We start from the raw sequence: 12,442 nt of genomic DNA, 5'->3' as shown, positions 1-12,442 counted from the left end.
ATGGTTGTGTTCTCCATGCAGCGCCGTGGCGCTGTCTGTGGTATCGGGGTCGAAGCCCTTGCGGGCCAGCCGCTCAGCCGGTCTCGCCACGTTTCTGTTCGTTGAGCAGTTCCTGGCAGCGGGCGTAGGACTGCTCGAGCTCGTTCAGCGCATCCTCGATGTCCCGGCGCTGCTGCTTGAGCTGTTCGCGCTTCTCGTCGAGGACACCCAGGTAGTAGCGCAACTGGCGCTGGTGCCCGTGCGCCTGGTCGTACAGCACGAAGGTCTCGCGGATCTCGCTCAGGGTCATGCCCAGGCGCTTACCGCGCAGGATCAGTTTCAGCCGTGCCCGGTCGCGGCGACGGTACATCCGCTTCTGGCCTTCCCGAATGGGCTCCAGCAGGCCCTGGTCCTCGTAGTAGCGAATCGCCCGCGTGGTAATGTCGAACTCCCGTGCGAGTTCGCCGATGGTGTAGACCGGGGCGCTGCTGATCGTGCGAACGGCTTCCATGGTGTTCAGGGTCCTCAGTTGGGTATGCTTCCGTTTACGTAAACGTAACATTCCGCCCGTGGCGGTGACAGTACTGCCTCCGGGCCAGGGAGTCCTCATGGAACCGAAGAATCCTGCCTACCGCGAACGCGTCATGGCCCTCGTCGAGGAGCCTCCGTTCATGCGCAACCTGGGTACGCGCTTCGTCGACGCGCGCCCCGGTTACTGCGAAACCGTGCTCACGGTGACCGATGCCCACCTTCAGCAGGACGGCTACGTGCATGCCGGCGTCCAGGGCGCGCTGGCGGACCACACCTCCGGCTGCGCCGCGTTCACGCTGGTCGCGGCCGACGACATCATTCTCACTGCCGAGTACAAGGTCAACCTCCTGCGCCCGGGCGTGGGCGAGCGCCTTCGCTGCCGGGCCACGGTGCTGCGCGCCGGGCGCACCCTGATGGTGACCGAGGCGGACGTGCTCGCCGAACGCGACGGCGAAGAGCGCCTGGTGGCCCGGGTGACGGCCACCATGGCGGTGACCACCGCGCGCTGAGCTGCGGCGCTTACGCCAGCCAGCGCTTGCGGCGCCGGTAGTGCTTGACATTGTGGTAGTCCACCTTGCCGGTGCCGCCGAGATAGAATTCCTGTACGTCCGGGTTCTGACGCAGGACATCGGCTTCCCCGCTCATGACGATGTGGCCGTTCTCCACCAGGTAGGCGTGGTGGGCGATTTCCAGGGCCGCAGCGGCGTTCTGCTCCACCAACAGCACGCTGACACCCTCGTTGGCGTTGATCTCGCGGATGATGGCGAAGATCTCCTCCACCAGCACCGGTGCGAGGCCCAGGCTGGGTTCATCCAGCATCAGCAGTTTGGGCTCGGTCATCAGCGCGCGGCCGATGGCCAGCATCTGCTGCTCGCCGCCGGAGAGGTACCCCGCCTTGGTCCGTGAGCGCTCCTTCAGGCGCGGGAAGTAGGTGAAGACCTGGTCGCGGAGCTGCTGGTAGCGGGCACGGCTGCCCCGCACCGGGTAGGCGGCCAGCAGGTTGTCCTCTGGCGTGAGGTGACCGAAGATCCGTCGCCCCTCGAGGACGTGCACCAGCCCCCGCTGTACCCGCTGGGAGGCGCTGAGCGGCGCCAGGTCCTCGCCACGGAAGTGCACGTGGCCGCGGGTGACCTCGCCGCGTTCCGGTGCCAGCAGGCCGCTGATGGTCTTCAGCGTAGTGCTTTTGCCTGCGCCGTTGCCGCCGAGCAGCGCGACCATCTGGCCATCCCCCACCTCCAGCGAGACGCCCTTGATGGCAAGGAAGACCTTGTCGTAGATCACCTCCACGTTGCTCATGGAGAGGATCGTGCCCGGGGCCGTGCCGGTTGCCTGTGCTGCATCTGCAGTCATGAATGCGTTCCCCGTGTGGGGCCCGCCGGTGCGGTCGGCACCGGCGGGCTGTCTGCCATCAGCGGCCTTCGCGGAAGCCCTCGGCGTCCTTGCGGATCTCCTCCCAGACGATGTCCTGGTAGGCGTTGTACCAGTCGGTGATGGGCTCCCATTCCTCACCGTTCCATTGGGAGACGCGGCCGTAGCCGCCGCCCTGGTGGTCGTCCTCGGAGAAGGTCACCGGCGGCATCATGCCTTCGGCGTCGAAGTTCTCCAGCATGCGGATGCCGTCCCGGAGCTTCTCGCCGGTCAACGGTGCGCCGTGTTCCTCCAGTGCCTTGCGCGCACCTTCCACGGCAACGGCCATGGTGGCCACGCCGATGTTGTAGTAGGTGGTGCCCACGTTCTCACGATCGCCTGCGCCATGACCCGGTTCGATCACGTGCTCCATGATGCGCTCGATGATCGGATAGTCGCGGCCGGTGGCCACGGCCTCGAAGCGCTTCAGACCCTGGGCACGGTCGACACCGACGGTGCGCGCGTCGGTTTCCGCCATCCACACCACGGAGAGGATCTGCTCGGGATCGATGCCGTTGCGGATCGCCTCGCGCACCGACACCGGCTGGCCACCGCCGGCACCCCAGATCATGACGAAGTCAGGCTGATAGCGGCGCACGTCGGACCAGGTGGCCGACTGCTCGTTGCCGGGGCTCGGATAGGCAAAGGTGCGGTACTCGAAGCCCTCGCGCTCGGCAAGCTGCTCCATGACCGGGACCGGCTCGCGCCCGAACGGCGAGTCGATGTAGACGTGGGCGATGCGTTTGCCCTCCAGGCCGCCATGGTTCTCGTCGATGTAGTTGGCCAGCACGGTGGCCTGGGACCAGTAGGTGGCCATGAGCGGGAACACGTACGGGAATGTGGTGCCCTCGCTGGCATCACCGCGGCCGTGCAGCGGGGTGATCATGACCACCTCGTCGTTCAGCACACGGTTGACCGCCGCCCGGGAGACCGGCGTGCTGAGGAAGTCGATGAGTACCGCGCCTTCACGACGTGCCCGGTTGTAGGCTTCCAGGCCTCGCTGGGGCTCGTTGCCGGTATCCCGGACCAGGGCCTCGAACATGTGCCCGTCAATGCCGCCTTCCTCGTTGACCAGGCGCAGGTAGTCGCGCTGCCCCTGGTTGTACTCGTCGGTCACGAAGGTATAGACCGCCGTGAAGTCCTGTGGAAACGCGAACTTGATGGTGTCGTTATCGGCACTGCTGGTGCCCGTGGCGGTGAGCGCCGCCGCCGCGACCGCCCCTGTCAGACCCTTGATTAAGCGTTGCATGGTCACTCCTCCTCGTCTTGTGATGTCTTCCGGGACAGGTCAGCTCCGGGAGTGCCGGAACGGCCAGACCAGGAAGTATTTCCTGATGTTGTCGTAGATCTTCGCGAGCCCAAGGGGCTCGAACAACAAAAACCCGATAATCAGCGCCCCGTAGGCCATGAGCGGGATGTGCGCCAGCAGGTTCGATGACACCGTGAGCCACCCCTGGATGGCCATCCAGGCGACCACGTTGGTGAGCATGATCGGCGCCAGCAGGACGAAGCCGGCGCCGAGATAGGCGCCGATCACGCTGCCCAGACCGCCCACCAGCACCATGGCGACGAGCTGAATGGATACATTGAAGCCGAACTGCTCCGGCGTTACCGCCTGGTAGTAGCAGAACGCCAGCACGGCACCGCTGACACCGCCCAGGAAGGAGCTGGCAAAGAAGGCCAGCAGTTTGTACTTGAAACTGTTCACGCCGATGATCGAGGCGGCGTAGTCCTTGTCCCGCACCGCAACCAGGGCGCGGCCGAAACTGGTGCGTTTCACGTTCAGCACGAACAGGGTGACGATCACCGCCCACAGCAGTGCGCCGTAGTACAGCGCCCAGTCGCCCTGCATGGGCACGAACAGGAAGGTGACATCCGGCGTTTGCAGTGTCGCCTGGGCACCGCCGGAGATGGCGGGAACGTTGATGATCACCCAGTCCACCAGGTATTGCATGGCCAGGGTCGCCATGACCAGGTACAGCCCCTTCACCCGCAGCGCCGCGGCACCGAAGATGCAGCCGATGACGGCGGCGGTCAGCCCGGCGCCGATCAGGGCGATCTCGAAGGGCCAGCCCGCGCGCACAATGTGGATGCTCGAGTAGGCACCGATGGCCATGACCGCGGCAAAGCCGAAGTGGAGCTGACCGGCGATGCCCATGAGCAGGGTCAGGGACAGGGCGGCGGCACTCCACACCAGCCAGGGCAGCATGTAGCTGCTGAGGTACAGGTCCGGCAGGAACAGGGGGGCTGCCAGCGCCAGGGCCAGCAGGCCAATGACAATGCGGCGATCCGCCGGTACCGGCCAGAGCTGGCGGGCGGTCTGGTAGCGGGTGTGGTGGACTCCGGACAGACGATAGAACATGGAATCAGACCCTCTCGATGTCTTCGCGGCCGAAGATGCCGTGCGGCCGGACCAGGATGGTGAGCAGAATGAGCAGCGAGGTGACCACGTCACGCGTACCGCCGCCCACGATCGGGTCCACATAGCCCGGAATGACGCTGCCGAGAATGCCCAGGATCAGCCCGCCGACCAGTACGCCGACGATGCTGTCCAGGCCGCCCAGGATGACCACCGCGATGGCCGGGAACAGCAGGGCGGAGAGTGTCCAGTCCACCCCCTGCACGGACCCCCACAGGGTGCCCGCCGCCACGGCGCACAGCCCGGCCAGGCCCCAGGAGATGCCGATGGCCCGCTCCACGGAGATGCCCACTGACCAGCTGGAGACATGGTCGTCGGACACCGCCCGCAGCTTGGTGCCGATGCGGGTGCGGAAGAACAGCAGCGACAGGCCGATCAACAGTAGTGCCACGGTGCCGCCCACCAGGTAATCCCGGTTGATGAAGATATCGCCGACGATGATGGGCGTGAGCGGTATACCGAGATCCAGCGACTTTGGCGCGGCACCAAGAAGCCCCGGGCCGAGCCCCCGCAGGAAAATCTCCAGGCCCAGGGTCAGCATGACGATCATGATGATGGGCTGGCCGACCATCTTGCGCAGCAGCAGGCGTTCAGCCAGCAGGCCGAAGGCGAACATCGCGACGATGGCCAGGGCGATGGAGAGATACAGCGGGATGCCCGCCATGCTGGAGAACATCCAGACGAAATAGGCCCCCAGCATCACCATGGCGCCCTGGGCCAGGTTGGGTACCCCGGCGGATTTGTAGATCAGCACGATTCCCAGCGCTACTAGGCTGTACATCAGGCCCGTGAGCGCCCCGTTGATCAGCAGTTCCAGAAAGTATTCCATGTCGGTGAGCCTCAGTTGGTCCCGCCGGCGGGCAGATCACGAATGGCCAGGTGGCGCTTGAGCACACCGGATTCGCCGGTTTCATAGGTGATCTGCGCCTCGTATTCGATCTCGTCTCGGCCGTCGTACAGGGCCTCGATGATGGGCGCGTAGTGCTTGTCGATGACGTTGCGCCGCAGCTTGCGGGTACGTGTCACCTCGCCGTCGTCCGGGTCGAACTCCTTGTGCAGGTTCACGAAGCGCCGGATTTGCAGCCCCTCCGGGAGCTTGGTGTTCACGTGCGCGATCACCCCCAGGATGAGTGCGTACACGTCGGGCTTCTGCGAGAGATCGGCGAACGAGGTATAGCCGACGCCGTGTTCTTCGGCCCAGTGGCCGACTGCATCCAGGTCGATGCACACGATGGCGGTGAGGTGATCCCGTCCCTCGCCAATGATGCACACGTCCTTGATGTACTGGCTGAACTTCAGATGGTTCTCCACATACGTGGGGATGAAGCGTTCGCCGGCGGCGGTGTAGACCACCTCGGAGACACGGCCGAGCACCACGATCTGGCCGTCGTCCTCCAGATAGCCGGCATCGCCAGTGTGCAGCCAGCCGTCCTGGAGTGTCTCCGCGGTGGAGTCGGGCTTGTTGTAGTAGCCGTCGAAGACGTTGTCGCCGCGCATGATGATCTCGCCGTCGTCGGTGATACGCACCTCGACGCCGGGGAACGGCTTGCCCACGGTGTGGAGCTTGATGGTGTCCGGGTCCTGCGCGGCGCACAGGGCGCAGTTCTCCGTCTGGCCGTAGAACTGGCGCAGGTTCAGCCCCAGGGCGCGGAAGAACAGGAACACCTCCTCGCCGATGGCCTCGCCGGCGGTGTAGGGGCGCTGCACCCGGCCCAGGCCGAGTTGATCCTTGATCGGGCCGTAGACAAGGATCTCGCCCAGCGCCCGCCAGAACCGCTCCGCACCGCTGGGCTGCTGGCCGTTCAGGCGTCGCCGCTCGAGCTCCACGGCGAAGGGCATGAAACGGCTGTAGAGCCGGCGCTTGAGACCGGTGGACTCGTCGATGCCCACCTGGATCCGGGTGAGCATGTTGGACCACGCCCGGGGCGAGCTGAAATACAGGGTCGGCGCGATCTCGCGCAGGTCGTGCAGGGCGGTCTCCTGGCGCTCGGGGATGTTCACCGAGAAGCGCAGGGCCACGGCGGCGCCGATGGAGAAAATGAAGTCACCCACCCAGGCCAGGGGCAGGTAGGCCATGTGCACTTCGCCCTCGTCGAAGTAGCCGGCCGCCGCCGCGTTGCGTACGCCGGACAGGATATGCCCGTGTTTCAGCGGGATGCCCTTGGGGGCGCCGGTGGTGCCCGAGGAATGCAGGAGCACTGCGGTGTCGTGGACACTGGCCCGGGAGAGCAGGTCTTCGCGCAGGCCCGCCTCTTCGGCCAGGCGCCGGCGGCCCTCGTCGCGAAGACCCCGGAATGCCTTGACGCCTTCGGCCTCCTTGCCGGCAAGTCCCCGCGGATCGTCGTAGATGATGAGCGCCAGTTCCGGATAGTCCTCGCGGATCTGCAGCAGCTTGTCCACCTGCTCCTGGTCTTCCGCCAGGGCGAAGCGGATGCCTTCGCGGCGCATCTGGTCGGCTACCTCGTCCGGTGTGGTGTCCGGATAGGCCGGGGAGGGCGCAGCGCGCAGGCAGACCATCCCCATCATGCCGAAATACATGGCCGGCCGGTTGTCACCGATGACCAGGATGTTGTCTTCGGGGCTCACGCCGTTGGCGTCGAGGCCGGCGGCGAAAGCGAGCACCGTCTCCAGGTATTCGGACCAGGTGTACTGCTGCCAGATGCCCTGGTCGCGCTCGCGCATGGCGATACCGTCCGGCACCGTGCGGGCATTCTCGGCCAGCAGGCGGATGAGATTGTCGTCCCGTTGCCAGTGCGGGTGCAGGGCTTCGGGGGCGGTCGTGTCGGTAGCGGTCTGGTGTTCAGGCTGCATCGCGCGACTTCCCGATGTAGGCGGCGACCACGGCCGGATCCTTGATGGCGTCCTGGGCGGTGCCCTCAGCGATCTTCTCGCCGTTGTTGAGCACGGCCACCCGGTCGCAGATGGCGGTCACCACGTCCATGTGGTGCTCGATGAGAAGAATGCTGAGATCCAGCGCTTCCTGGGCGTCGAGGATGAACCGCACCATGTACTCCTTCTCCTCCTGGTTCATGCCCGCCATGGGTTCGTCCAGGATCAGGAAACGCGGTTCGGCGGCGAGCGCCCGGGCGAGTTCCACCCGCTTCTGCACGCCCAGGGGGATCACGTCCACGGGTTCGTCCCGGACGCTCTCCAGCTGCAGCAGATCGATGACCTCCTCCACTTTCTCCCGGTGTCGCACCTCTTCCTTCTGCGCCCACCACCAGTAGAACAGCGAGGCCAGGGCGCTGGGGCGCATGAACACGTGGCGCCCGAGCAGGATGTTGTCCAGCACGCTCATGCCCTTGAACAGCGCCACGTTCTGGAACGTGCGGGCGATGCCCTGGGCGGCGACCCGGTAGGGTTTGAGTTCATTGATGGGCCGCCCCTCGAACAGGATCTCTCCCTCCTGGGGCGGGTAGAAGCCAGTGACGGCATTGACCAGGGTGGTCTTGCCGGAGCCGTTGGGGCCCACCAGCCCGAAGATCTCGCCGGGGCGGATCTCCAGGTCGGTGGGCTTCAGCGCAACAAGGCCGCCGAAGCGGCGCATGATCTGCCTGCACTGCAGGGTGGGCGTGTCCGTTCGCTGCTCAGTCGCTGCCACGGGACCGTCCTCTCGAATTGTGTGTTGTCGGAGGGCTGCTGTGACCGCCGCCCTTCATTCTCCTCCAGGCCCTTGCTCGGGCAGGCGCAAACCTTTCCGTTAACGTAAACGTAAAGCAAGACACAAAGGGGTAATGTCTTTACTCATTGTCAGGTGAAGGTTTCGCCTGTGCGTATGCGGTTATGATGCTGAAATAAAGTCTGTTTTCATGCATCCATCGCAGCGCGCACCTTGAGAGAAAACATAGATGCCCTTTACGTAAGCGTCAACTATGACTTGTGACGCGGTGCGGCAAGGCGGCCGCTGAAGGGAGGGTAATTCGCAGGGCAGAAGGCGTAGGGCGGACCTTCAGGTCCGCCATTGCGGGCTTCGATGGGCCACCTTGGCCTGCAGGTCGGGGGAAGGTGGACCTGAAGGTCCACCCTACAGGTGCCCCGGAGGGGTATCGTGCCTCGGCAGGGCCGGGCCGCGGGATCAGCCCTGGACGTGGGTGGTGTTGCCGCCGTCTGCCACCAGCTGGGCGCCGGTGATGAAGCTGGCCGCGGGGCTTGCCAGGAAGGCGACGGCGTTGGCGATCTCCTGGGGGGTGCCGAGGCGGCCCATGGGGTTGCGCTTGAGCACCTTCTCGAACTGCTTGGGGTCGTTCTGCTGCACGCGATCCCACACACCACCCGGGAAAAGGATGTCGCCGGGGCAGACGGCATTCACGCGCACACCCTTGCGCACCAGCTTGACCGACAGCGATTTCATGTAGTGGCTCATGGCGGCCTTGATCGCGCCGTAGGCGGCCATGGGCGGGACGCCAACCAGCCCGGCGATGGAGCTGATGTAGACCAGTGATGGTTGGTCGGACTGCAGCAGATGCGGGAGTACCGTGTCCACCTCGGCCACGGTGCCGAGGATGTCCGTGTTCACCATCTGCTCCCAGTCACTGGTCATGGCGCTGACGTTGGGAATGAAGATGTCCAGGCCGCCGAATTCGCCCACGGCGGTCTCCACCCAGGCGGCGAAGGCGGCGTGGTTGCTGACGTCCAGCGCACGGCCGATGGCGCGGCCCGGCAGCGGCTCCAGGTGGGCCAGCATGGCGTCGACCTTGTCCTGGCTGCGGGAGCAGATGGCGACATCACACCCTTCGCGCGCCAGCGTCTCCGCGATGGCGGCACCGATGCCTGCGGTGCTGCCGGTGATCAGGGCCTTGCGGCCGGTGAGTCCGAGGTCCATGGGGGTGTCTCCGTTGTTGGTTGGTGGTGGAGGTGTATCAAGATGCACTCTGTGTTGGTCGTCGAGGGCATTGCAGGGCGGCCCTTCAGCTCGGCCGAGGACCGTAGGGCGGACCTTCAGGTCCGCCGTGCAAGACATGCAGGCCAAGGTGGCTCATCGAAGCCCATCGGCGGACCTGAAGGTCCGCCCTACGATGGCTACGATGGCGCCATGGTCCCCGCCTTGTGCCGCGATGCCTGGTCGCCACCTCAGCCGATCAGGGGCAGCACCTGCTTGGTCACCGCCACCAGCATGATGTAGGCGAACACCATCAGCGCGGCGACCCAGGCCACCACGCGGATGCCCATGGTCCGTCCGCGTTTCAGCGCGATCATGCCCAGGGCGATGTAGATCACCAGCCCCACCACCTTGGCGGTCACCCAGCCATGGACGAAGGGGTACTGGGCGATGATCCAGGCAAGCAGCAGGGCACTGACCAGCAGTACCGTGTCGATGACGTGCGGCACGATACGCACCCACGCCCGCTGCAGCATGCCCGATCCCGCCATCATCCAGATGCCCCGCAGGATGAACAGGGCAACGCTGAGGATGGCGCTGCCCTGGTGCACATGCTTGATCAGGGTGTAGTACTCGGCCATGGAGCACTCCTATCTGAATCCTTTCTCGACGGCCCAAACGGCCGCCTCGACCCGGGAGCGGAAGTTCATCTTCTTGAGCAGGTTCTTGACGTGCACCTTGGTGGTGCCCTCGGTGATGCCCAGGTTGCGGGCAATGGTCTTGTTGCTCTCGCCCCGCGCCAGGTGGCGCAGGATTTCCCGCTCCCGTGCGGTGAGCGTGTCCAGGTTGCTCTCGGAGGTGGGGCGGTCCCTGGTCAGGGCACGGGCGAGGCTGGATGTGAGCGTGTCGCTGATCACCACTTCCCCTTGGGCAGCGCGCTGAAGCTGCGCCACCAGGGCCTCGGGTTCCATGTCCTTGAGCAGGTAGCCATTGGCCCCCGCGCGTAGCGAGTTGGTGATGTCCTCATCGCTGTCGGAGACGGTGAGCACCACGACGCAAGCTTCGCTGCCCTGGTCGCGCAGCGCGCGCAGCGTCTCGACCCCGGTCATGCCCTCCATGTTCAGGTCCAGCAGGATCAGGTCGGGGTCGAGTTCCTGCGCGAGTTGCAGGCCTTCGCTGCCGTCGCTGGCCTCACCGACGGGTTCGAGGTCGTTCTCCAGCTCCAGCAGTTGCATCACTCCGCGCCGCAGAAGCGGGTGGTCGTCGATAATCAGAACTCGGGTTGTCATACGACGGACTCCGTCACCGTGTCATCGCGCGCCGGGAAACGCACCTCGAGATGTGTGCCCTTGGGCTCCCGCCGGGACACGTTCAGCGTCCCGCCCAGACTGTTTGCTCGTTCCGTCATGATTCGTATGCCGTAGTGGTGCGGGCGCTCTTGCCTGTCTGCGATGCCGATGCCGTCGTCGTCCACGCTGAGCGTGACCCAGCCATCCTCACTGCCGCAGAGATGGACCCAGGCATGCGCGGCGCGGGCGTGATTGACCACGTTGGCCAGGGCTTCCCTGGCGATGTGCAGCACATGGATCTCGGCATTGGAGTCAAGGTTCAGTCCCGTGTCGAGCCGTTCAATGCGGATATCGGTCCCCTCGCTCCGGCGTCGGTACTCTTCCGCGGCCGCGTGCAGTGCGGCGGCGAGTCCCGGTTCATTCATCTTTAGTCGGAACGTTGTCAGGAGCTCGCGAAGGTGACCATAGGCGGTGTTGAGTCCCTCGCGCAACTCTGTTACCGCGGAGGTGGTAGTCGCGCTGGTGGCCTGATCCCGCAGGCCCGCGTCCAGTCGCGCGACCTGGATTTTCAGGTAGGACAGGGACTGGGCCAGGGAATCGTGCAGCTCCCGGGCGATCACTGAACGCTCTTCCAGCAGCGCCAGCCGGCGCTGGCGGCGTGCTTCCCGGGCCAGGCCGATGGCAACGGCAATCTTCTCTGCCACGGCGTCGGCGAGGCGGAACTTCCACTGCTCCGGCACCGTGCCGGACGTGAATTCCAGCAGCATGACCCCGTACTGTTCACTCCGGTGTTCCAGCGGAATGGTGGCAAGACCATCGCCGATGCCGCCGCGTATCCGGGCAACATTGCCGTCCAGGCAGTGGCTGCAGTCCGGGGCGCGGCAGAAGGCGGGCTCGTAGCCCGCCACGGAGCTGATTGTATGGCGAGCAGAGCTCTCGTCGGGATCGGCGATGCATGCCGTGATGAGACGGATGTCGGTGACCCGGCTGAGATGCTGCAGAATGGGGCGGACGGTCTCTTCGTTCAGCTGCCCCGGGGTGAGCGTGCGCGCGGCGTCGTAGAGCAGCTGCAAGGCCTCGTTGCTGCGGCGCAACTCGCGGGTCTTGATCTCCACCTGTCGCTCCAGCCCCGCATGTAGTGTCTCCAGGTCGGCGGCCATGGTGTTGAAACTCCGCCCCAGCAGGCCGATCTCGTCGCGGCGGGTATGCTGCACACGGCCGGTGAAATCACCCTGGCGTACGCGTTCCGCCATCCCCATCAGCTCGGCCAGGGGCCGCGTGATGCCGCTGTGAATCAGGTACACCGCGGTGAGCGCCAGCGTCAGCGCAAGCACCACCGCCGCCGCCTGGCTGAGGCGCAACCACTGGATGCGCTGCTCGGCCTGCCGCTGCAGGGCAGCGACCATGGTGTCCACCGCCGTGACGAAGTTGTGGACCTCATCGAGATAGAGTGCACCGCCGACGTCACCCTCGTCGTCGATGACCAGCTGGAGATCCGGGGCGAGGGTGTCCTCCCAGGTCTGGCGCACCTCCCGGTAGTGGCGGCCCGGTGCCGCCCCTGCCGCCTCCGTGGTCTTGGTCAGCGCCGGGGCGTTCAGGATCGCGTCGAACTCTTCCCTTGCCACGCTCACCTCGGTCACGGGGGCCTCGCCCTGGAGCAGCGCCGCAATGCGGTAGGACTGCATGCGCAGTGAGCCGGCCTTGTTGATGGCGGCGGCGTCATCCTGCGCCGTCTCCGCGATGTAGATGGATGCCCCCATGCTGAACAGAGCTAGCACCGTCATGGCGAGCAGAATCAGCCCGAGCCGCACGCGCAGGGACCGGGGGCGGTCCTTGTGTGTTTTCCGCGGTTTCAGGGGCATACCTCTAATGAGTCACGAAACGGCGGTAAGGCATAAAGGAAATACCTCGCAGGGACTATCAGCAACCGGAAAACAGTCACTTAGGATTCGGTTCGAGTTAATTAATAAGATATATGTGCATGATTATGCACGATTT

At 65.3% G+C, this 12,442-nt stretch carries 12 protein-coding genes; 1 reads left to right on the top strand and 11 read right to left on the bottom strand.

Annotation, left to right across the window (positions count from 1 at the left end; translation table 11 throughout):
* Positions 1 to 73: 73 nt before the first annotated feature.
* On the bottom strand, positions 74 to 490 hold the full coding sequence (locus KU884_RS11630) for a MerR family DNA-binding transcriptional regulator (RefSeq protein WP_167782797.1): 417 nt from the start codon (positions 488 to 490) through the stop codon (positions 74 to 76).
* Positions 491 to 587: 97 nt separating this feature from the next.
* On the opposite strand from KU884_RS11630, the gene KU884_RS11625 reads away from it, so the two are divergent.
* A complete protein-coding gene (locus tag KU884_RS11625; protein ID WP_254432033.1) occupies positions 588 to 1,019 on the top strand; it encodes a PaaI family thioesterase in 432 nt (143 codons plus the stop codon).
* Between the two features lie 10 nt (positions 1,020 to 1,029).
* Here the strand turns inward: KU884_RS11625 and KU884_RS11620 are convergent, their stop codons facing one another.
* From KU884_RS11620 to KU884_RS11575, 10 genes are all read right to left on the bottom strand, one after another.
* The gene (locus KU884_RS11620; protein ID WP_167782796.1) at positions 1,030 to 1,860 is read right to left on the bottom strand and encodes an ABC transporter ATP-binding protein; all 831 of its coding nucleotides are present in this window, start codon (positions 1,858 to 1,860) and stop codon (positions 1,030 to 1,032) included.
* A gap of 58 nt (positions 1,861 to 1,918) precedes the next feature.
* Positions 1,919 to 3,166, bottom strand: a complete 1,248-nt coding sequence (locus KU884_RS11615) for an ABC transporter substrate-binding protein (RefSeq protein WP_167782795.1) — start codon at positions 3,164 to 3,166, stop codon at positions 1,919 to 1,921.
* A gap of 39 nt (positions 3,167 to 3,205) precedes the next feature.
* Complete coding sequence (locus KU884_RS11610) at positions 3,206 to 4,279, bottom strand: branched-chain amino acid ABC transporter permease (RefSeq protein WP_167782794.1); 1,074 nt, start codon at positions 4,277 to 4,279, stop codon at positions 3,206 to 3,208.
* Between the two features lie 4 nt (positions 4,280 to 4,283).
* Positions 4,284 to 5,165 (bottom strand): branched-chain amino acid ABC transporter permease, encoded by an 882-nt coding sequence (locus tag KU884_RS11605; RefSeq protein ID WP_167782793.1) that lies wholly within the window; start codon positions 5,163 to 5,165, stop codon positions 4,284 to 4,286.
* Positions 5,166 to 5,176: 11 nt separating this feature from the next.
* The gene (locus KU884_RS11600) at positions 5,177 to 7,147 is read right to left on the bottom strand and encodes a long-chain fatty acid--CoA ligase (protein WP_167782792.1); all 1,971 of its coding nucleotides are present in this window, start codon (positions 7,145 to 7,147) and stop codon (positions 5,177 to 5,179) included.
* On the bottom strand, positions 7,137 to 7,937 hold the full coding sequence (locus KU884_RS11595) for an ABC transporter ATP-binding protein (RefSeq protein WP_254432032.1): 801 nt from the start codon (positions 7,935 to 7,937) through the stop codon (positions 7,137 to 7,139). Before KU884_RS11595 ends, KU884_RS11600 begins: the two co-directional genes overlap by 11 nt.
* Positions 7,938 to 8,411: 474 nt before the next feature.
* Entirely contained in the window at positions 8,412 to 9,158 is a 747-nt protein-coding gene (locus KU884_RS11590; RefSeq protein ID WP_167782791.1) for an SDR family NAD(P)-dependent oxidoreductase, read from the bottom strand.
* A 248-nt stretch (positions 9,159 to 9,406) separates the two neighbouring features.
* Entirely contained in the window at positions 9,407 to 9,796 is a 390-nt protein-coding gene (locus KU884_RS11585; protein WP_167782790.1) for a SirB2 family protein, read from the bottom strand.
* Positions 9,797 to 9,805: 9 nt separating this feature from the next.
* On the bottom strand, positions 9,806 to 10,444 hold the full coding sequence (narL, locus tag KU884_RS11580; RefSeq protein ID WP_167782789.1) for a two-component system response regulator NarL: 639 nt from the start codon (positions 10,442 to 10,444) through the stop codon (positions 9,806 to 9,808).
* Positions 10,441 to 12,306, bottom strand: a complete 1,866-nt coding sequence (locus KU884_RS11575) for a HAMP domain-containing protein (protein ID WP_167782788.1) — start codon at positions 12,304 to 12,306, stop codon at positions 10,441 to 10,443. Before KU884_RS11575 ends, narL begins: the two co-directional genes overlap by 4 nt.
* Positions 12,307 to 12,442: the final 136 nt, after the last annotated feature.

Source organism: Aquisalimonas sp. 2447 (assembly GCF_012044895.1).
Lineage (GTDB): Bacteria > Pseudomonadota > Gammaproteobacteria > Nitrococcales > Aquisalimonadaceae > Aquisalimonas.
The sequence above is the reverse complement of the archived record's forward strand: the minus strand, read 5'-3'. Positions and strand labels throughout refer to the sequence as shown.